Consider the following 20,375-nt stretch of genomic DNA (forward strand, 5'->3'; position numbering starts at 1 on the left):
CAGTCGTGGACCTCGATGCCGGCGTACCGGTCAGGGGTCAGGAGGGCGCGTGCCGCGTCCGGATCCGGCGCCCGGACCAGCAGCGCCGTGCCCAGCCACGTGGTGCCGTCGTCGGACGGCAGCGGCCCGTATGCCGACTGTGAGCGGCCGGAGATCGCGTCCGCCGCGCACGGAAATCGTGTGAACCACTGTGGACGAGTCCCCGTACCTCAGGGAGAACGGAGGGAGCGCGAGGAAGGGGCAGTCGCATCAAGACGCTCATCATCGACAATTACGACTCGTACACGTACAGCCTCGCGCAGCTTGTCGCGGAGGTGAACGGGCGCGAGCCGGTGGTCTTCCTGAACGACGCGCCGGAGTTCGCGGACATCGATCTCCGCGACTTCGACAACGTCATCGTGTCCCCGGGACCGGGGCATCCGGCCAACCTGCGCGACTTCGGCGCGGCGGCGCGGCTGACGGAGCGCTGCGACCTGCCGGTGCTCGGCGTATCCCTCGGGCACCAGGGGATCGCCGTCGCCGAGCACGCCCTGGTGGAGCCCGCCCCCGAGCCGCGCCACGGTCACCTTTCCACGATCAGGCACAGCGGGCGCGGCCTGTTCCGCGGGCTGCCGCAGGGGTTCACCGCGGTCCGGTACCACTCGCTGCACGTACCGGAGCCGCTGCCGGCGACACTGGAGGCGACCGCGTGGGCGGAGGACGGCGTCCTGATGGGGTTGCGGCACCGCACGCGCCCGCTGTGGGGGGTGCAGTTCCACATCGACTCCGTCCTCACCGAGTTCGGCTACCGGATGCTCTCGAACTTCCGCGACTTCACCGCCCAGCGCCGCCCGTACGCCACCGGGCTGTTCGTCCCGCGCGACAAGCGGCCCCATCGTCGGGAGCCGGCGGCGGAGGAGGCGACGGTCCCGCTCGGCGGGTACCGGCTGCACACGCGGACGATGGGCTACGCGGTGGACCCGGAGGAGGCCTTCGGCCGCCTGCACGCCCGCTCGCCGCACGCGTTCTGGCTGGACAGCTCACGTGTCGAGCCCGGACGGGCACGGTTCTCGTTCTTCGGCGACGGCGCTGGACCGCTGGCGGAGTTCGTCCGCTACGACGTCCACAGCCGCGTGACCCGGATCGAACGGCCCGGGCAGGCGCCCCGCCTGGAGCGCGTCACCGTGTTCGACTACCTGCGGCGGGAACTGGCCCGGCGCAGGATCGAGGCGCCCAAGCTGCCCTTCGGCTTCACCTGCGGCTATGTGGGCTACTTCGGGTACGAGCTCAAGGCCGACTGCGGGTCGCCGAACCGGCACCGGGCCCCCACGCCGGACGCCTGCTGGCTGTTCGCCGACCGGCTCGTCGCGGTCGACCACGAGGAGAACCTCACCTACCTGCTCTGCCTCGCCGAGGACACCCCGGAGGGCGAGCGGACGGCCGCCGGCTGGCTGGACGAGACGGTCCTGCGGCTCTGCGCCGTCCCGCTCCCCGCCGAGCCGCCGCCCGCGCCGCCCGTCACCGCGGACGCGACGGCCGCGGAGCTCTGGCTGACCCGCGACAGGGAGAGGTATCTGGCCGACGTCGAGCTGTGCAAGCGGGCGGTGCGGGAAGGCGTCAGCCACGAGATCTGCCTTACCGACGGCGTCTGGCTGCCCGCGCCGCAGGACTCCTACGACTTCTACCGGGCGCTGCGGCGCACCAACCCCGCGCCCTACTCCGCCTTCCTCAGGTTCCCCGGCGTCGAGGTCGCCTGCTCGTCCCCGGAACGCTTCCTGCGGGTCGGCCGGGACGGCGTGGCCGAGGCCGAGCCGGCCAAGGGGACGGCGCCGCGCAGCGAGGACCCCCGGCGGGACGCCTGGCTGCGGGACGCGCTGGCCCGGGACGAGAAGAGCCAGGCCGAGCACCTCATGGTCGTCGACCTCCTCCGCGGCGACCTCGGCCGGGTGTGCGCGCCGGGCACCGTCCGCGTCCCGAGCCTGATGGTCACCGAGACCCACGCCACCGTCCACCACCTGGTCTCCACCGTGCGCGGCGAACTGCGGGAGGGCGCGGACGCGATCGACTGCGTCCGCGCGTGCTTCCCCGCCGGGTCGATGACCGGAGCGCCGAAGCACCGGAGCATGGAGATCATCGACGAGCTCGAGACCGAGGCGCGCGGCGTCTACTCGGGCGCCATCGGCTACCTCGGCTGCGGCGGCGGGGCGGACCTCAACGTCGTGAACCGCACCGCCGTGTTCACCGGCGGCCGGATGCACCTCGGCGCGGGCGGCGCGATCGTCCTCGGCTCCGACTCGGCCAAGGAGTACGCCGAGATGCTGCTCAAGACGGCCGCGCCGATGCGCGCCTACCAGACGTCCATCGCCCGGCACTGGGCCTCCCAGCGGGCGGCCGGGACGCGGCCGGCGCGGCGGACGCCGAAGGTGATCCCCGCGCGCCGGATGCCCTCACGCGGGGGAGACCCCGCACCCACCTACTGAGATGAGAGCCATACATGCGACATGCCGCTGTAGCCCCCCGTGTTGCGATGAACGAGGTGACCCCGGAGGTCTCCGGCGCGATGGGCGCGCTGGAGGCGGCGGCCACGGCGGCCGCGCAGGACGCCGGCCTCGAACCCGAGCTGCTCGAACTGCTCAAGATCCGCGCCTCCCAGATCAACGGCTGCGAGCTGAGCCTGGAGCTGCACACCAGGGACGCCCGCCTGCTCGGCGAGACCGAGGAACGGCTCCAGGCGCTGCGGACCTGGCGCACCAGCACCCTGTTCGGCGACCGGGAGCGCGCGGCCCTGGCGCTGACCGAGTCGATCACCCTCGTGCACGCGGGCCAGGTGCCGAACTCCCTCTACCAGGCGGCCGCCGCCGTGTTCGAGGAGGCGCAGATGGCGGCGCTGATCTGGACGGTTACCGTGATCAACGCGACCAACCGCGTCGCCGTCGCCACCCGCATGACCCCCAGTACCTCCCCACAGACCCTCAAGGCCGGCTGACAGCGGCCCGCGCGCTCGCCGTACACCGGCGCCGGCGTCGCCGCACCGTCATCCCGCCGCCACGGCGCCGAGGAGAGGCCGGCCCGCCCGCCGAACGGAGGCCCCGACGGCCGATGGATCACCCAGGGCCGCTCGGGTGGTGGGTCAGGCGGGGGTGTTCGGGTGGTGGGTGGCCCGTTCGAGGGACTCGCGGGCCTCGGCCGCCAGGCGGCGGACCAGCTCGCCCGCCGGGACCTCCTCGGCGAGGCGGTGGGCCTGGCCGGCCCACAGGTTGACGACGCTCGCGTCCCCGGCCTTCCTCCCCGCCGCCCTCAGGGGCGCGGTCAGGTGGTGGACCTGCGGGTAGGCGGCCGGGGCCTCCTCGGAGTGCTCCCGCAGGAAGCGGTTGACCAGCCCCCTCGCCCGCCGTCCCGTGAACGCCCGCGTCACCGCCGTGCGGTCGTACGACCCGAGCGCCTCGCGGTGCGCGGCGCTCGTCCCCGCCTCGGGGCAGCGCAGGAACGCGGTGCCGAGCTGCGCGGCCACGGCCCCGGCCACCAGCACGGCCGCGACGCCGGCGCCGTCGGCGATGCCCCCGGCGGCCACCACGGGAAGCGGCGTGGCGCGCAGCACCAGCCGAAGCAGAGTCAGCAGGCCGTAGTCGCCCGCGTCGTCGGTGAACCCGCCCCGGTGACCGCCGGCCTCGATGCCCTGGGCCACCAGGATGTCGGCCCCGGCGGCGTGGGCGGCCACCGCCTCGTCCGGCGTGGTCACGGTCACCGCGACCGACGCGCCCGCCGCGCGGACCTGTTCGATCACCTCGCGCGCCGGCAGCCCGAAGGTGAACGACACCAGGGGCACCCGCTCCTCGGTGACGACGGCCAGCTTGGCCTGCCAGGCGTCGTCGTCGTCGGCCGGCGCGCCGAGCTCGACGCCGTGGCGCTCCGCCTCGGCGCGCAGCCGCGCGGCGTAGGCGTCCACCGCGGCCCGGTCGACCTGCCCGGCCGACGGCACGAACAGGTTCACGCCGAACGGCGCGGCGGTGCGCGACCGCACCGCCGCGATGTCGGCCCGCAGGTCGTCGGCGGAGCGGTACCCGGCGGCCAGGAACCCGAGCCCTCCGGCCTCGGACACGGCGACGGCCAGCTCGGGGGTGGACGGACCGCCGGCCAGGGGCGCCTGCACGATGGGATGAGTCAACGCCGCGAGATCCATCACCTCACTTTATCCACACCGCTTCCGCCGGAACGGCATCGGGTATCGGCCGAAAAGCGGATGCGGGACCGGCGTGCGATTCGTCATTGTTTACGGCATGCAGGCAACCGTCACCGTCACTCCGGCGCGGCTTCCGGACGTGCTTCTGCACGTCGCGGTGGTGCGCCCGGTCTTCCTGTGGGGTGCGCCCGGCATCGGAAAAAGCTCCCTGGTGCGTGAGTTCGCCGAATCCCTCGGCCTCGAATGCGTGACGCTGCTCGGCACGCAGCTGGCGCCCGAAGACCTCATCGGCGTCCCCGAACTGGTCGGCGGCCGCAGCCGATTCGCCCCGCCCGAGACCATCGCCCGCGACGAGCCGTACTGTCTGTTCCTCGACGAGCTCAACGCCGCCGCGCCCGAGGTGCAGAAGGCGTTCTACTCGCTCATCCTCGACCGCCGCATCGGCGCCTACGAGCTGCCGGAGGGCTCGGTCGTCATCGGCGCCGGCAACCGCGCCACCGACAACGCGCTCGCCAAGCCGATGGCGTCCGCCCTGGTCAACCGGCTCGTCCATGTGCACCTGCGGGCCTCCTCGACCGACTGGCTCGCCTGGGCCGCCAAGAACGGCATCCACCCGTGGATCGTCGACTACCTCCTCCAGCGGCCCGACCACCTGTGGAGCGCGCCGCCGAAGACCGAGGAGCCGTTCTCGTCCCCGCGGGCCTGGCACATGCTGTCGGACGTCATGCGCTCCTACGGTGAGGCGCTCGACGACGAGACCCTGGCCATGCTGGCCTTCGGCACGCTCAGCGTCTCCCACGCCTCGGCTTTCCGCGCCTACGTCAAGACGGTGCGGCACGCCTACGACCTGGACGCCGTCCTGAAGGGCGAGGCGTCGTGGCCGCGCCGTCCCGAGGACCGTGACCTGCTGTACTTCCTGGCGGAGACCTTCCGGGCCCGTCTGATCAAGGAGCTGCCCGCCGACAAGCGCGGGGTCTCCGAGCGGGGCCGTGAGCTGGCGTTCCGGGCCAAGGCGCTGCTCGTCGAGCTGGCCGAGGTCTCGCTGGAGTGCGCGCAGCTCGTCATCGCCTCCGGCGACGACGGCGCGCCGGTGCTGCCCACGTGGTTCCTGGTGGAGGTGGGCCGCGACCTGCCTCGCCTGGTCGCCGCCAGGGGCTGAGGCCGATGGCGTCCCCGAGGAGGAAGAAGGCCGACCCCTGGCGCGAAGCCGTCCACCAGGGGTGGCGTTCCGTCGCCGCGCATCCGATGTTCCGCGGTATGGTCTACGGCTCGCCCTCGCCCCACCCGGGGGAGCCTCACGACTTCGGCAGGGGCGACTGGGCGGTCGTGACGCCCGAGGGGAGGGTCGTCCACCATCCGGCCCGCCGGGCGGAGCCGGAGGAGTGGGCGTGGGTCTTCGCCCACCTCATGCTCCACCTGGGGTTCGGCCACGCCGACCCGCGTACGGCCGTCCCGCGTGACATCGGCGCCGAGCTCCTGGACCGGGGACACGTGTGGCGGACGCCCGACCCTCTCTACCGTGCCGCGTGCTGCCTGGTCGTCGACCGCTTCCTCGTCACCATGAAGCTCGGCCGCTGCCCCGAACCGCTGCCGGACGAACCGCCCCGGCAGGACGAGCGGGCGCTGACCGACACCTGGCGGATGTTCGGGCAGCCCGCGGCGTACATCCCCGAGGGGAGACCCGACTTCTGGATCGGCGACGAGCGCACCGCCAAGCGGGAGGACTTCCAGAAACTCTTCGCCGCGGGCATCGCCGAGGCCGCCACCGCGGCGCTGGACGCCGCCGGCGGGCCCCGAAGCACCGTCAAGGACCAGGCGGCCGGGCCGTGGGACGCCGCCCTGGCCTGGTTCGTCTCCTCCTACCCGCTGCTCGGCGCGCTGGCGACCGGCATGAAGATCGTCGCCAACGCCGACCTCGCCCGCGGCTGGGACATCTCGATCGCCGCCGTCAACGCCGAGGCCGCCGAGATCTACGTCAACCCGCTGGTCACGCTGTCGGCCGAGGAGTGGCGGTTCGTCCTGGCCCACGAGATGCTGCACGCCGCGCTGCGGCACGGCGAGCGGGTGGGCGGGCGCGACCCGTACATCTGGAACGTCGCCGCCGACTACGTCATCAACGGCTGGCTGGCGGAGATGGGTGTAGGCGAGATGCCCGAAGGGCTGCTCTTCGACCGGTCGCTGAGCGGTTCGTCGGTCGAGGAGGTGTACGACCGCGTCGCGGTCGACCTGCGCCGCCTGCGCAAGCTCGCCACCCTGCGCGGGCGCGGCCTCGGCGACGTGCTCGACCGGCCGCTGCCGCACGCCGGCGCGCCGGGCCGCTACCTCGACCTGGACGAGTACTACCGCCGCGCCCTGTGCGCCGGGCTCGCCTACCACCAGAACGCCGGCCGCGGGTACGTCCCCGCCGGGCTGGAGCAGGAGATCAGGGCGCTGGACCAGCCGCCCCTGCCGTGGGACGCCGCCCTGGCGCGCTGGTTCGAGGAGCACGTCCCCTCGGTCGAGAGGCGCCGCTCGTACGCCCGCGCCTCCCGCCGCCAGTCGGCCACCCCGCACATCCCGCGCCCCGGCTGGGTGCGCCCGGAGGAGACCGTCCAGCGGGCGACGTTCGGCGTGGTCCTCGACACCTCGGGTTCGATGGACACCAGGCTGCTGGGCAAGGCGCTCGGCGCGATCGCGGCGTACGCCGCGGCCCGCGACGTGCCGAGGGCGCGCGTGGTGTTCTGCGACGCGATGGCCTACGACGCCGGATACATGCCCGTGGAGGAGATCGCCGGACGGGTACGAGTGCGGGGCAGGGGAGGCACGGTCCTGCAGCCCGGGGTCGACCTGCTGGAACGCGCCGACGACTTCCCGCGGGAAGGCCCGATCCTGGTGATCACCGACGGCTGGTGCGACGTCGTCCGGGTGCGCCGCGAGCACGCGTTCCTGATCCCGGAGGGTGCGGCCCTGCCGTTCCGGCCGCACGGCCCGGTGTTCCGCATGTCGTGACGGCTCACCGGATCAGCGGGTGCTCGCCGGCGGAAGCCGCGCGGTGGACAACCACTCGGAGAACAGGCCGTCGAGCGGAGAGTCCGCGAAACGGCCGGCCAGGCGGACGAACCGGTCGGTGCTGACGCCGCCGTGCTGGTACGTGCCCGTCCACTCGCGCAGCATCGAGAAGAACGCCTCGTCGCCGAGCCTGCGCCGCAGGGCGTGCACGGTGAGGGCGCCGCGCTTGTACAGCCGGTCGTCGAACAGCCTCCGTGCTCCCGGGTCGGCGAGCACGAAGTCCTGGGGCAGCGCCTCCAGCCTGCGGTGCCATCGGCGGGCGTGTGCGTCGGCGCTCTCGCCGCCCGACGCCTCCGACCACAGCCACTCCGCGTAGGTGGCGAACCCCTCGTGCAGCCAGATGTCCCGCCAGCACTCCACGGTCAGGCTGTTGCCGAACCATTGGTGCGCGAACTCGTGGGCGACCAGACGCTCCTCACCGCGCCTGCCGTCCACGTGGTTCCTCCCGAAGACGGACATCCCCTGCGCCTCGACCGGGATCTCCATCTCGTCGTCGACCACCACCACGGTGTAGGCGGCGAACGGATAGGGGCCGAAGCATTCGGTGAACAGTGCCGCCATCTGCTCCTGGCGGCCGAAGTCGCGCCGCACCCGGGCGGCCATCCGGGGCGGGAACAACAGCCGCTGCGGCACCGTTCCCGGCACCTCCACCGCGTCGTAGCGCCCGATCTGCACACTCGCGAGGTAGGTCGCCATCGGCTCCGCCTGCTCGTACACCCAGGTGGTGGTGGACGCCGCGCGCCGCTTGGCGACCAGGCGGCCGTTGGCCACCACTTCGTACGGCGAGGCGGTGGTGACCGAGACGCGGAAGGCCGCTTTGTCACCCGGGCGGTCGTTGCACGGGAACCACGACGGCGCCCCGGTCGGCTGGCTCGCGACGATCACGCCGTCGCTGAGCTGCTCCCAGCCGAGCCCGCCCCAGTGGCTCGGCACGGGACGCGGGTTCCCGCCGTACCGGACCTCGACCGTGAACAGGGTGCCTTCGTGCAGGAGTCGCGCCGGGGTCACGCGCAACTTGGCGCCGCGATGGGTGAAGCGCGCGGGCAGGCCGTCGACCAGCACCTCGGTGACGCGCAGCGCGTCGTCCAGGTCGAGCGCGAACCGGCTCAGCGGGCTCGTCGCGGACGCCGACAGCACGGCCGACGCGCGGAGCCGGTTCGGGCCGACCCGGTAGTCCAGCGACAGGTCGTAGCGGTCGACCCAGTAGCCGTCGTCGCCGCGTTCCGGGAAGTACGGTTGGCCGGAAAGGCCGGGTGTCATGGTGCTTCTTGCCTTCCAGATCACTTCGGTGACGGGGCGGACCACGCCGTGATGGGGTTGCCGAACCAGCGCGTGCCGTCGGGGACGGACTCGCCGCGCATCACCAGGGACGCGGGCCCGACCGTGGTGTTCTCGCCGATGGTCGCCGCCGGCAGGACCACCCCGTGCGGGCCCAGCGTGGCCCCTTCCCGCAGGACGACCTCGTCGATGCTCATGACACGGTCATGGAACAGGTGGGTCTGCAGCACGCAGCCCCGGTTGACGCTCGCGCCGTCGCCCAGGCGCACGAGGTCGGCCTCCGGCAGCCAGTACGTCTCGCACCACACCCCGCTGCCGACACGCGCGCCGAGCGACCGCAGCCACAGGTTCAGCGGAGCGGTGCCGAGCCACGCCTCGGCGAACCACGGCGCGGCGAGCACCTCGACGAAGTTGTCGGCGAGCTCGTTGCGCCAGACGAACGAGCTCCACAGTGGCCGGTTGCCCGCGGTGATCCTGCCGAGCAGCGTCCACTTGGCCGCCGACGCCACCGCGGCCGCCAGCACGCCCGCCCCGGCCAGCGTGACCCCCGTGAGCGACGTCGCGACCGCGAAGCCGTACGACGCGGCGAGGAACTCCAGCGTGGCCGCGACCAGCACCGCGACCGCGACCGTGCACATCGCGGGCACGATCCGGAAGGCCTCCACGGCGGCGCGCGCGGCCTTGAGGCGGCGCGGCGGGTCGTAGGTGCGGCCGCGGTCGCCGCCCTCGGCCGTCCTCTGCAGCTCAACGGGCGGCATGCCGAGGTAGGACGACCCCGCCTTGGCCTTCTTGGGCGCGGCCGACAGCACGCCGACCAGGCCGTCCTTCGGCACCTTGCGTCCGGGAGCCGTCATGCCCGAGTTGCCGAGGAAGGCCCGCTTGCCGATGCGCACCTGGTCGATCCGCAGGTTGCCGCCGACCAGCTCGTACGGGGCGACCATCGTGTCGTCGGCGAGGAACGCGCCGTCGCCCACGGTGGTCATCGTCGGCAGGGCGAGCACTGTCGAAAGCTCCACGTCCCGGCCGACCCTCATGCCGAGGGCGCGCAGCCACACGGGGGTGAGGATGCTCGCGTACAGCGGGAACAGCCACACGCGGGCCGCCGCCATCAGGCGGCCGGTCGCCCACGCCTGCCAGGCTGGACGACTGTGCACGGGGTGGAGGCCGGGACGCAGACCGACGCCGAGAAGGCGCACGCAGACCAGGACGATCAGCGCGAAGGCGGCCAGCGAGGTGACCGTCGCGGGCGCGACGCCGTACAGGGCGACCGGCAGCGCCTCGCCCAGCGTGGTCGTGTCACGGACGAACCCCTGCAGGACGGTCAGACCGCACAGCGCCGCGGCCACCGGGAGCAGGCTCAGCGACATCGCCGACACCCCGTAGATCGCCTCCCAGAGCCGGGAGCGCGGTGGCCTGGCGGAGGGCCTGACGCGCCGCGCCTTGCCCTGCCGCACGGCCGGCGCGCCCGCCCAGCGTTCACCCGCGGGGACCGAACCGGCCACCACCGCGCCCGGAGCCACCTGCGCGTACTTGCCGACGCGCGCGCCGGGGAGCAGCGTCGCCCGCGCGCCGATCGTGGCGGCGGCGCCGACGCGGATCTCGCCGACCCGCACCAGATCGCCGTCGAGCCAGTATCCGTGCAGGTCGACCTCGGGTTCGATCGCCGCGTTCTTCCCCAGCGTCAGCATTCCGGTGATGGGCGGGAGCGTGTGCAGGTCGACGTCCTCGCCGATCTTCGCTCCCAGGGCGCGCGCGTACCGCGCGATCCACGGCGCCCCGGAAAGCTGCCCCACTCCGAGTTGCGTGGCGAACTGCTCGGCGAACCACAACCGCAGGTGCGTCCCCCCGCCCCTCCGATGGGCGCCCGGCCGCAGGCCGCGCAGCAGGACCCGGGCGACGCCGGCCGCGATGCCTATCCGTCCCCACGGCGAGACGAACAGCAGCCACCCGGCCAGGATCCACCACCACGAGACGGTGGGCGCCCAGGGGAAGGACACCAGGTTGTTCAGGGTGGCGAGCGCGAGGATCCAGCGCAGTCCGCCGACCGTGAGCAGCGGCACCATGAGCGCCGCCTGCGCCACCGCGGCGCGGCGCGGCACGGGCGCGACCGTGCGTTTCACGGTCTCGACGGGCGGGCCGTCCAGCGCGGACAGGCGCGTGGCGAGCGCGCCCAGCGTGGGATTCTCGTAGACGTCGGACACCGACGCGGCAGGGTGGCGGGTGCGCAGCGCCGACACCAGCCGGGCCACCGCGAGGCTCGTACCGCCCTGGGCGAAGAAGTCGGTGTCGCGGCCCGCCGGGACCGAGCCGAGGACATCGGACCAGTGCCTCGCCACCCACGCCTCGGCGCCCGACAGCTCGGCTGCGGGCGAGCCGTCGGTGGTGGCGCCGGGGAGCGGCCAGGGGAGAGCGTCACGGTCGATCTTGCCGGAGGTGCGCGTCGGCAGCGCGCCGACAAGCGCCAGGCGCGGGACCAGCGCGGCGGGCAACGCCTCCGTCAGCCTGTCGCGCGCGGCCGCCTCGTCGAAGTCCTCGCCCGCGACGACGTAGCCGACGAGGAGCTGGTGCCCCGAACCGGTCGTACGGACGGCGGCGGCGGCCGCGGTCACGCTCGGCAGAGCCTGGATCGCGGCGTCGACCTCGCCGAGCTCGATACGCCGACCGCCGAGCTTGACCTGCTCGTCCGCCCGCCCGACGAAGACCAGACCCTGCTCCTCGGCCCGCACCAGGTCGCCGCTGCGGTAGGCCCGCTCCCAGCCGAGGGAGGTGAGCGGGGCGTACTTCTCGCGGTCCTTGGCCGGGTCGAGGTACCGCGCCAGGCCGACCCCGCCGATGACCAGCTGACCGATCTGGCCCATGGACACCGGCTCGCCGTCGTCGTTCACGACGGCGAGGTCCCAGCCGTCCAGCGGCAGGCCGATCCGCACCTGGCCGTGGCCGGGCAGCGGGGCCGCGCACGCCACGACGGTCGCCTCGGTGGGACCGTAGGTGTTCCACACCTCCCGCCCCGGCACGGCCAGCCGCTCGGCCAGCTCCGGCGGGCACGCCTCTCCGCCGAAGATCAGCAGGCGCACGTCGTCGAGGGTCTCGACCGGCCACAACGCGGCCAGGGTCGGCACGGTGGAGACGACGGTGACGCCCCTGTCGACCAGCCAGGGGCCGAGGTCCATGCCGGTGCGCACGAGCGCCCGAGGGGCGGCGACCAGGCAGGCACCATGCCGCCACGCCAGCCACATCTCCTCACAGGAGGCGTCGAACGCCACGGAAAGGCCGGCCAGCACGCGGTCTCCGGGGCCGACCGGCTCCTCCCGCAGGAACAGGCGGGCCTCGGCGTCGACGAACGCCGCCGCACTGCGGTGCGTCACGGCGACGCCCTTGGGCCTGCCCGTCGACCCGGAGGTGAAGATGATCCAGGCGTCGTCCTCCAGCCCGGGACGGCCGAGGTCCGGCAGGCGGGCGGGACGGTCACGGGACTCGCCGCGCACCGAGATCGAGTGTCCCTCACCGATGACGGCGAAGACGTCCGCCTCGGCGAAGACGAGCTCGGCCCGTTCGTCCGGATCGTCGGCGTCCACGGGGACGTACGCGGCGCCGGCGGTCAGCACGGCGAGGATCGCGACGTACAGGCCCACGGTGCCCGACGGCACGCGCACGCCCACCCGGTCTCCGGGCTCCACACCGGCCGCGCGCAGCGCGGCGGCCACCCTCGCGGCCTCGGCGCGCAGGCCGGTGTAGTCGAGGGAGGTCGTCCCGTCGTCGAGCGCCGGCATGCGAGGGTGCCGGCGGGCCGTCTCGTCGAGGATGTCGAGCAGCGTGCGCGCGGGCGCGGCGGCGTCCCCGGCCAGGAAGAGCGCGGGCGCGGCCACGGTGGCGGCAGGAGACGAATGATCGGTTGGAGACGGACGGTCGGTTAGAGACGGACGCAAACTCACTCCCCAGGGTGCCCGGACGTGCGTCTGGGACTTCGTCGCGGGCGGCAGGGGATCCGGCATCACGCGGATCATGTTTCGGTTCCGGACCGGCCCGACGTGACGCCGTTGGCAATCGCAAGATTCTAAGCGCTCGGCCCGCTGACTCCTATTCCCACGGGCCTTCCGGCGCTTGCGCGTGCCGGCCGGTCCGGTCGTGCGGCGTACGCCGCCTCAGCCGGCCGCCTGGATGCGGCGCATGCGGTTGACCTCGGCGGTCTGTGAGACGGAGATGTCCTGCGCCAGCTCCTGCACGGTGGTGTGGGAGCCCTTCTCCAGCTCGCCGGCGGCCATCGTGATGGCGCCCATGTGGTGGGCGATCATCAGCCGCAGGTAGAGGCGGTCGAACTCCGCTCCGCGCGCGGCGTTCAGGGCGGACATCTGCTCCGGGGTCGCCATGCCCGGCATGGCGTGGTGCGCGTCGTGGTGCTCGGGCACGCGCTGCCCCTGTCCGCGCAGCCACCGGATCATGGCCTGGATCTCCGGCTCCTGGGTGGCGGCGATCCGTGCGGCCAGGCGCTTGACCTCCTCGGAGGCGGCGCGGGTGGCGGCGGGTGTGCTCATGTCGAGCGCCTGGCGGTGGTGGACGATCATGTCCTGCATGAAGACGACGTCCGCGGCGTCGGCGGTGGGGGAGGGGACCGCGGTGGCGGCCTCGTCCGGGGCGAGGGTCCGCGCCGCCTCGCCGGGCCTGCCGGGGGCGATGACGGGGGCGGTGGGGCGTGCGGCCGGAGTGGTGGCGGCGCCCGCGCAGCCGGTGAGGGCGAGCGCGGCCGTTCCGATGGCGATGAGGAGCGCGGCGCGCACCCGACCTCCTGCGTGGATCTTGCCGATGCCGCAACACATTAACTTAAAGCGGATATATCGGTAAAGGCGTCATGTAGGCATGTTTTTCTGGCAGGTTGACATGTAGCTAACCCACCGAGTTTGGGGGAAGATCGGGCCATCTGTGTGCTCCCCTAGCACTTGGCACCAAGGAGGGTCCTGAGTGTTGTCCATCCCCCGCAGAGGCGGCCCGATCGGCCGGTTCCTCGTCCTGGTGGGGTCGGCGGCGGCGATGGTGCTGTCGGCGATGCCCGCCCAGGCAGCGGACATCCCGGGTACCGACCAGATCGTCATGAGCCCGAACGTCCAGCACGTGGCGAACGTACCGAAGCCGACGAGCATCGCCGCCACCATCAACACCGACATCGCCTTCCAGGATGGCTACGCCTACGTGGGCAACTACGGCGGCTTCTCCATCTACGACATCAGGAACCCCAAGAAGACCACGGCCGTCAGCTCGGTCGTCTGCCCCGGCTCGCAGATGGACATGTCGGTGTACGGCGACCTGCTGTTCGCCTCGGTCGACTCCTCCAGGAGCGACGACTCCTGCAACAGCGTCGCGCAGCCCGCCTCGGTGAAGGAGTCGTGGGAGGGCATCCGCATCTTCGACGTCTCCGACAAGGCGAACCCGAAGTACATCAAGTCGGTCGAGACCAACTGCGGCTCCCACACCCACACACTGGTCCCCGACAAGAGGCACGGTAACGTCTACCTGTACGTCTCCTCATACCTGCCGGCGGCGAACTACCCCGACTGCCAGCCGCCGCACGACAAGATCTCCATCGTCAAGGTCCCGCTCCGCGACCCCACCTCGGCGTCCGTGGTCGCCACCCCGGTGGTGTTCCCCGACGGCGGTAACGAGACCCAGCCGGGGCTGCTGCTGCCGACCAGCGGCTGCCACGACATCACCGCCTACGCCGAGAAGGGCATCGCGGCGGGGGCCTGTATGGGCGACGGCGTGCTGTTCGACATCAGGGACCCGGAGAACCCCAAGGTGACGGCGCGGGTGACCGACCCGAACTTCGCGTTCTGGCACTCGGCGACGTTCAACAACGCCGGCACCAAGGTGGTCTTCACCGACGAGCTCGGCGGCGGCGGCGCGGCCACCTGCAACGAGCGGACCGGCCCCACGCACGGCGCCGACGCGATCTTCGACATCGTCAACGGGCAGCTCGTCTTCAAGAACTACTACAAGATCCCGCGCTACCAGGCCGACACGGAGAACTGTGTCGCGCACAACGGCTCGCTGATCCCGGTCAGGGGCCGCGACATCATGGTGCAGGCGTGGTACCAGGGCGGCGCCTCGATCTGGGACTTCACCGACTCGGCGCACCCGAGGGAGATCGGGTACTTCGAGCGCGGCCCGGCCTCCGAGGGGTCCGGCGGGTTCTGGTCGGCGTACTACTACAACGGCTACATCTACGCCAGCGACTTCAACAAGGGCTTCGACGTCATCAGGATCAACGACAGGCTCACCGACTCGGCCAAGAAGGTGCGCGTCGACCGGCTGAACGTCCAGACCCAGGGCTCCTACCGCGACCGCGGGCACGGCGACTGGATCTGGAGCGCGGAGGAGGACGACTGACGGCCCCGGAGGCCTGACTCCCGGCCTTCCGGCCCTGGCTACGTGAGGACGGCCCGGGCGGCGACCCCGCCGCCCGGGCCGTCCTTCGTCCGTATGGGGGGCCGGCGGGCCGGGCATGACTGTAACGGCCGCCGGACGGTTGCACGGCGAAGGCTACTTCCGGGTAGGGTTTCACCCAGCTTGGTGTTACCGTTGGTAACCCCCTCCTGGCTCGGCCTTTCGCGGGGGTGACACCGGCTCGGGACCTGGTGAGGAGTTAACGACATGACTGAGAGCGCCCGCGGCTTCTGGCCGGAGATGAGCGACGACGTCCGCGAGGTACGGGACTGGGTGCACGAGTTCGCCGCGAACGTCATCCGGCCGGCGGGCGCCGAGTGGGACGAACGGGAGGAGACCCCCTGGCCGGTGATCCAGGAGGCCGCCAAGATCGGGCTGTACTCCCTGGACTTCTTCGCCCAGCAGTGGTTCGAGCCGAGCGGCCTCGGCATCCCGGTCGCGTTCGAGGAGCTCTTCTGGGGCGACGCGGGGATCGGCCTGTCCATCGTCGGCACCGGCCTCGCCGCCGCAGCGCTCGCCGCCAACGGCACCCCCGAGCAGATGGGGGAGTGGCTCCCGCAGATGTTCGGCACCGTGGACGACGTCAAGCTCGGCGCCTTCTGCGCCTCCGAGCCTGACGCCGGCTCCGACGTCGGCTCCATCCGCACCCGCGCCGAGTACGACCAGGCCACCGACGAATGGGTGCTCAACGGGGTGAAGACCTGGGCGACCAACGGCGGCATCGCCAACGTGCACGTCGTCGTGGCCTCCGTCGATCCGGAGCTGCGCACCCGGGGCCAGGCGTCGTTCGTCGTCCCGCCCGGCACGCCGGGCCTGTCGCAGGGACAGAAGTTCAGGAAGCACGGCATTCGCGCCTCCCATACCGCCGAGGTCGTGCTGGACGGCGTCCGGGTGCCCGGCCGCTGCCTGCTCGGCGGCAAGGAGAAGCTGGACGCCCGGCTCGCCCGGGTGCGCGAAGGCGGCAGGAGTGGCGAACAGGCGGCCATGCGCACCTTCGAGACCACCCGCCCGACCGTGGCGGCCATGGCGGTCGGCATCGCCCGCGCGGCCTTCGAGTACGCCCGCGACTACGCCCGTGAGCGCGAGCAGTTCGGCCGCAGGATCGGCGAGAACCAGGCCGTGGCGTTCCTGCTGGCCGACATGGCGACCAGGGTGGACATCGCCCGCCTGATGACCTGGCGCGCCGCCTGGATGGCCCGCAACGGCCGCCCCTTCGACCAGGCCGAGGGCTCCATGTCGAAACTGGTCGCCGGCGAGACGGCCGTCTGGGTCACCGAACAGGCCATCCAGATCCTCGGCGGCGCCGGCTACACCCGCGAGCACCCGGTCGAGCGCTTCCACCGCGACGCCAAGATCTACACGATCTTCGAGGGCACCAGCGAGATCCAGCGCCTGATCATCGGCCGCGCCGTCACCGGCCTGCCCGTGCGGTAAGAACGTCGCAGGTCATGGAAGTGGCGTGGCGGTAGGACAGGTGGTCCCATGCCGCGTCACCTCCCTTCAGCTGAATTCGGCAGCCACGACGTCGGTCATCAGGTGGATCCCGCTGGGCCGATGGGCGGGGGCCCAGTCACCGTTCATATGGGTGACGACCGTGCGGTGGCCCTCGCGGTCGCCCATCGCGAACGTGTAGCAGCCGTGAATCATCCCCGCGATGCCCCACACGGTCCGATCGTTGGGCAGCTTCAGGGAGAAGATGCCGGTGCCGTAGGTGGTGCCGTCGATCCAGGTCTGCGGCGGTACCTCGGTGGTCGTGAACATCTCTTGCTGCTGCTCGGGGGGCAGCAGTTCGCCGCACAGCAGCGCGGTCAGGAAGCGGTCCAGGTCGCCGCTGGTGGAGACCATCCCGCCTGCGGTCCAGGCGTGCGAGTCGTGTCCGGTGTTCTGCTCGGTTACGTCGTGTACCGGGGCGGTCAGGGAGCCGTCGGCGGTGTTCTTGGAATAGTGACGAGGATGCACGCCCTGGATCTCCGTCTCGATCCCGGGCATATAGGTGCCGGTCAACCGGAGCGGGCGGACGATCCGCTCCGTCAGCTGCTCGGCGAACGGCCGCCCGTCCGCCTGTTCGGCGATCATCCCAGCGAGGATGAAGTTGGTGTTGCTGTAGGCCCAGCTCTCGCCCGGCTGGAACTGGGCGGGGTGTGAGACGGCGATTTTCACCAGCTGTTCCGGCCCCATCCGGTCGAAGCGGTGGGTGAGGAAGCTGGGGTTGTAAAAGTGTTCCAGCATCGTCTGATCCATCCCGTACGGGAAGATCCCGCTGGTCTGACGGAGCAGGTGCCGGACCGTGATCCGGCTGCCGTCGTGACCATTGCCGTGCAGCAGGCCCGGCAGCCAGTCGTCCACCGTGTCGTCCAGGCTCAGTTTGCGTTCGGCAGCCAATTGCAGCACCACCGCCGCGGTGAACGCCTTGGACGCGCTGCCGATCCGGAACCGTTCCTGCGGAACGCGTGCCCGGCGCGTCTGGATGTCCGCGACCCCGGCCGTCGACCAGCAGGTCCGGTGACCGTCGCGGGTCTGCGCGACCATACCTGGCACGCCCTGGCGCACCGCCTGCTCGATCACCTCGCGTACGTGTGAGGCGACAGGGGCGGTGGCCGCGGCGGTCGTGTCGGCGCCGGTGGGCTGGCTGGAAGTGTGCATGCGTTCTCCCGTCGAAACCGATATCGATATTTCGCCAACGCGAAAGCTACGTTGCCTTTAGTTAGGCGTCAATTGAGCTTGGAGAGTGTTGGATGATATGGGCAGGTCAAGCGAATGGAATCAATGCGATGACCTGAAGGTGAATGCAACGGTCACCTGGCCGTGTTGCAATCTGCTGGTGATGGATCCAGACTGTCCAGCAACGCCGGACCGTCGACGACAGGAACTCGCCCTGCCATGCCCGCCAGCAGGCTCACCCTCCGGGACCGCCAAGCGATCGCCGACGGTCTCACCTCGGACCTTTCGTACGCCGAGATCGCTCGACGCCTCGACCGCCCGACCTCGACCATTACCCGGGAGGTCATGCGCAACGGCGGCCCGGCCGGGTATCGCGCCGACGCCGCGCACCGCGCCACCCAGCGGCGCGCACGCCGGTCCCAGACAGCATCGCCCAGCCCCGCCCCAGCCGCCGGCGCCGAAGCGGCCGAACGGCTGACCGCCGTCCTCGTTCATACCGGTATGTCTCGCATGCCCGCCGCGGTACTGGCCTGCCTCTACACCACCGACTCCGGCAGCCTCACCGCCGCCGACCTGGTCCGCCGACTGCGCGTCAGCCCGGCATCGATCTCCAAAGCGGTCGGCTACCTGGAAGGACAGGAACTCGTCCAGCGCCGGCCCAACACCGGCCGGCGTGAACGCTACGTGATCGACGACGACGCCTGGTACCGCGCGATGCTCGCCGCGGCCCGAACCAATGAGGCCGTTGCCGCAGCGGCCCGAGATAGTGCCAAGGTCCTCGGCCCGAACACGCCCGCCGGAACGCGCCTGACCGGCATGGCCACCTTCATCACCATGGTCAACAACGACATCGTCGCCTCCGCCGATCGCTGGCGCACCCGGGAGGAAAGCGCCTGAACGCCGCAGGATGGCACGAACCCGGAGCGATCCCCGATGCTCCGGCGCCGCGGCAGCAGCCGGAAGCCGAGCAGGTAGGAGAAGGGGGCCATCGTCGTATCCGGCCGAAGATTCCCGCGGCGCCGTAATGTCCCGTCCTGGTTCGCCACACGCTGGCAGCATGGGCATGACGGATGACGGATGACGGACCGTTGGTGGGCTGTGCGTGCCGCGTCCAGCTCCCGCAGCGGACGGCGTTAGCGCTAGGTGATCTTGGGGCGGTGTTCCGTTAGGGGATCATCTACCGGAACACCGGGCGGCCGGAGCGGACCCGCAGGTCAAGGTGTTCCTGAAGGCTGTTCCGCGAAATGGCTGGCCGGCTGCGCGCCCGGCCGACGTACCGGTCACCGAGCAGATGCTGTTCGGGGCGCTCATCGGCGCCGGGGCCGCGGGAATCCCCGCAGCCTCGCTCGTGACCACCCTGAGGTTCAGGTGGAAGAGGACAAGGCCGAGCTGAAGACGTTGCGCCCCGAATCGAAGGCACTGCACGCCCCAGGTCGACGGCAAGGGCGGAGGCGCCGGCCGACAGTAGCCCCCCACCGGGGGCGACTCGACGCCCGGCACCGAAAGCTGCACAAGTTCCGGATTGCCCGACCCCCGTGGCGCGGCTGATCGCTGCCAGGGAGGCACTTGCGCAGGCCCGTGCCGAGCGTCGCCGCGGTGTCGATGCACTCGCAGTCCCACGGCCCTGGATCGGCGCTGTCCGCAGTTGTTCCTGGGGCATGCTCGACCTCGTCGACGTCATGTGCTTTGACACACCCGGCCAGGGATCAAGATCCTGCCCGGCCAGATTTTCAGAGCGCCCGAGACAACCGGGATTCCACCTCGCGGTAGCGGGCCACGGGGATCAGATGCACGCCATCGAAGGCCCCCGAGTCACGGATGGCCAGTACCTGCTCGCAGGCCGCCCCGACCCCGGCGAGCCGGTCGGCCGCGATCTTCTCCACCAGTTCCGCGGGGATGTCGATGTCCGGGATCGCGGCGGTCAGGCGGCGGGCGTGGTTCTCGCTGGCGATGACCATCACTCCGGCGTAGACCGGCACGTCCACCGGGTTGGCCTCGCGCCAGCGTAGCAGCGCCTCCAAAGAGAAGCTGACCTGGACGAACACGAAGTCGGCCGCACGCTTCCAGGCGGGCAGCGGGCGCAGCCCGGCGGCGGTTCCGACCCGGAAGGCGGGACTGTCCGCGAAGGCGGGGTCCTCGGCGAGGGAGCGGACCTCCTCGATCATCGAGCGGACGGTGAGGTCGCTGGTCCGGTTGCCCGTGGTGGGCTTGTCGCCATATACGAACAGGAACTGGTCGACCCCGTAGGCCGCCGCGGTGAGCAGGTCGCGGCGGAAGCCCAGCAGGTTGCGGTCGCGTGAGTTGAGGCAGGCGATGCTCCGCCCGCCCATCGCTTGGACCTCGTGGGCGACAGCGACGCTGGAGACCGTGGCACGGCCGATGTGGTTGTCGGGGATCAGGAAGGAGCCGGCGATCTGGCTGAGGGTGCCGATCTGGTGGCGGACGTGCTTGAGGTCGGGACGGGTCGGCGGTTCGATCTCGCAGATAACCTCGAAGGGGCGTTCAGTCATGGGATCAATCTACGGAAGCCGTGATCTCCAGGCCGAGCTCGAGGCCGGCGCAATCTACTGCATGGACCCGGCCGTCCTGGATGGGAAGAGGTCGTCTGCGACTTGCTGTGCATGGACGCTTGGCCGTGGAAGGACCTCCCGCGAAGGCATGAACGAGGCTGCTGACATCGCCTGTGGCGGCCTTTCGCTCTGGTCGGCCCGGCTACTGGTGCGTGTCCGGTTCGTCGAGGTACGCCTCGATGGCGTCGTTGAGACGGCCTTGGCGGCCATCTGCTCCTGCTTAC

The 20,375-nt window shown here is 71.6% G+C and carries 13 protein-coding genes; 7 read left to right on the top strand and 6 right to left on the bottom strand.

The features are described from left to right. Positions 1 to 263 precede the first annotated feature (263 nt). On the top strand, positions 264 to 2,459 hold the full coding sequence (locus KIK05_RS04035; protein WP_308249754.1) for a chorismate-binding protein: 2,196 nt from the start codon (positions 264 to 266) through the stop codon (positions 2,457 to 2,459). A gap of 47 nt (positions 2,460 to 2,506) precedes the next feature. Continuing rightward, positions 2,507 to 2,965, top strand: a complete 459-nt coding sequence (locus KIK05_RS04040; RefSeq protein WP_250562192.1) for a carboxymuconolactone decarboxylase family protein — start codon at positions 2,507 to 2,509, stop codon at positions 2,963 to 2,965. 144 nt (positions 2,966 to 3,109) lie between these two features. On the opposite strand, the gene KIK05_RS04045 is transcribed toward KIK05_RS04040, so the two are convergent. Then, positions 3,110 to 4,159 carry a nitronate monooxygenase gene (locus KIK05_RS04045; protein WP_214409156.1) on the bottom strand — a complete coding sequence of 350 codons (1,050 nt, stop codon included), beginning with the start codon at positions 4,157 to 4,159 and terminating at the stop codon, positions 3,110 to 3,112. Between the two features lie 97 nt (positions 4,160 to 4,256). On the opposite strand from KIK05_RS04045, the gene KIK05_RS04050 reads away from it, so the two are divergent. Both KIK05_RS04050 and KIK05_RS04055 read left to right on the top strand, forming a co-directional pair. Beyond that, positions 4,257 to 5,318, top strand: coding sequence for an AAA family ATPase (locus tag KIK05_RS04050; protein ID WP_214409157.1), 1,062 nt, complete (start codon positions 4,257 to 4,259; stop codon positions 5,316 to 5,318). A gap of 5 nt (positions 5,319 to 5,323) precedes the next feature. Continuing rightward, positions 5,324 to 7,147, top strand: a complete 1,824-nt coding sequence (locus KIK05_RS04055; protein WP_214409158.1) for a vWA domain-containing protein — start codon at positions 5,324 to 5,326, stop codon at positions 7,145 to 7,147. A 12-nt stretch (positions 7,148 to 7,159) separates the two neighbouring features. On the opposite strand, the gene KIK05_RS04060 is transcribed toward KIK05_RS04055, so the two are convergent. The 3 genes from KIK05_RS04060 to KIK05_RS46565 all read right to left on the bottom strand — a co-directional run bounded on the left by KIK05_RS04060 (position 7,160) and on the right by KIK05_RS46565 (position 13,260). Then, the gene (locus KIK05_RS04060; protein WP_214409159.1) at positions 7,160 to 8,467 is read right to left on the bottom strand and encodes a M1 family metallopeptidase; all 1,308 of its coding nucleotides are present in this window, start codon (positions 8,465 to 8,467) and stop codon (positions 7,160 to 7,162) included. A 20-nt stretch (positions 8,468 to 8,487) separates the two neighbouring features. Next, positions 8,488 to 12,351, bottom strand: coding sequence for a Pls/PosA family non-ribosomal peptide synthetase (locus KIK05_RS04065; RefSeq protein ID WP_308249735.1), 3,864 nt, complete (start codon positions 12,349 to 12,351; stop codon positions 8,488 to 8,490). A gap of 276 nt (positions 12,352 to 12,627) precedes the next feature. Continuing rightward, entirely contained in the window at positions 12,628 to 13,260 is a 633-nt protein-coding gene (locus KIK05_RS46565) for a DUF305 domain-containing protein (RefSeq protein ID WP_308249736.1), read from the bottom strand. Positions 13,261 to 13,444: 184 nt separating this feature from the next. Between KIK05_RS46565 and KIK05_RS04075 the strand changes: the two genes are divergently transcribed. Both KIK05_RS04075 and KIK05_RS04080 read left to right on the top strand, forming a co-directional pair. Next, complete coding sequence (locus tag KIK05_RS04075; RefSeq protein WP_372455566.1) at positions 13,445 to 14,863, top strand: LVIVD repeat-containing protein; 1,419 nt, start codon at positions 13,445 to 13,447, stop codon at positions 14,861 to 14,863. 264 nt (positions 14,864 to 15,127) lie between these two features. Further along, positions 15,128 to 16,354 (top strand): acyl-CoA dehydrogenase family protein, encoded by a 1,227-nt coding sequence (locus KIK05_RS04080; protein WP_214409162.1) that lies wholly within the window; start codon positions 15,128 to 15,130, stop codon positions 16,352 to 16,354. 66 nt (positions 16,355 to 16,420) lie between these two features. On the opposite strand, the gene KIK05_RS04085 is transcribed toward KIK05_RS04080, so the two are convergent. Further along, positions 16,421 to 17,563 carry a serine hydrolase domain-containing protein gene (locus KIK05_RS04085; RefSeq protein ID WP_214409163.1) on the bottom strand — a complete coding sequence of 381 codons (1,143 nt, stop codon included), beginning with the start codon at positions 17,561 to 17,563 and terminating at the stop codon, positions 16,421 to 16,423. A 237-nt stretch (positions 17,564 to 17,800) separates the two neighbouring features. On the opposite strand from KIK05_RS04085, the gene KIK05_RS04090 reads away from it, so the two are divergent. Next, on the top strand, positions 17,801 to 18,478 hold the full coding sequence (locus KIK05_RS04090; RefSeq protein WP_214409164.1) for a GbsR/MarR family transcriptional regulator: 678 nt from the start codon (positions 17,801 to 17,803) through the stop codon (positions 18,476 to 18,478). Positions 18,479 to 19,311: 833 nt separating this feature from the next. On the opposite strand, the gene KIK05_RS04095 is transcribed toward KIK05_RS04090, so the two are convergent. Further along, the gene (locus tag KIK05_RS04095) at positions 19,312 to 20,091 is read right to left on the bottom strand and encodes a methylenetetrahydrofolate reductase (RefSeq protein ID WP_214409165.1); all 780 of its coding nucleotides are present in this window, start codon (positions 20,089 to 20,091) and stop codon (positions 19,312 to 19,314) included. Positions 20,092 to 20,375 lie beyond the last annotated feature (284 nt).

Origin of the sequence: Sphaerisporangium fuscum, assembly GCF_018531465.1 — a bacterium.
Lineage (GTDB): Bacteria > Actinomycetota > Actinomycetes > Streptosporangiales > Streptosporangiaceae > Sphaerisporangium > Sphaerisporangium fuscum.

What these genes read in the sequence shown, in the direction of transcription:
- KIK05_RS04040 (WP_250562192.1), top strand. Translation starts at nt 2,507, where the DNA reads ATGAACGAGGTGACCCCGGAGGTCTCCGGCGCGATGGGCGCGCTGGAG.
- KIK05_RS04045 (WP_214409156.1), bottom strand. Translation starts at nt 4,159, where the DNA reads ATGGATCTCGCGGCGTTGACTCATCCCATCGTGCAGGCGCCCCTGGCC.
- KIK05_RS04050 (WP_214409157.1), top strand. Translation starts at nt 4,257, where the DNA reads ATGCAGGCAACCGTCACCGTCACTCCGGCGCGGCTTCCGGACGTGCTT.
- KIK05_RS04055 (WP_214409158.1), top strand. Translation starts at nt 5,324, where the DNA reads ATGGCGTCCCCGAGGAGGAAGAAGGCCGACCCCTGGCGCGAAGCCGTC.
- KIK05_RS04060 (WP_214409159.1), bottom strand. Translation starts at nt 8,467, where the DNA reads ATGACACCCGGCCTTTCCGGCCAACCGTACTTCCCGGAACGCGGCGAC.
- KIK05_RS04080 (WP_214409162.1), top strand. Translation starts at nt 15,128, where the DNA reads ATGACTGAGAGCGCCCGCGGCTTCTGGCCGGAGATGAGCGACGACGTC.
- KIK05_RS04085 (WP_214409163.1), bottom strand. Translation starts at nt 17,563, where the DNA reads ATGCACACTTCCAGCCAGCCCACCGGCGCCGACACGACCGCCGCGGCC.
- KIK05_RS04090 (WP_214409164.1), top strand. Translation starts at nt 17,801, where the DNA reads ATGCCCGCCAGCAGGCTCACCCTCCGGGACCGCCAAGCGATCGCCGAC.
- KIK05_RS04095 (WP_214409165.1), bottom strand. Translation starts at nt 20,091, where the DNA reads ATGACTGAACGCCCCTTCGAGGTTATCTGCGAGATCGAACCGCCGACC.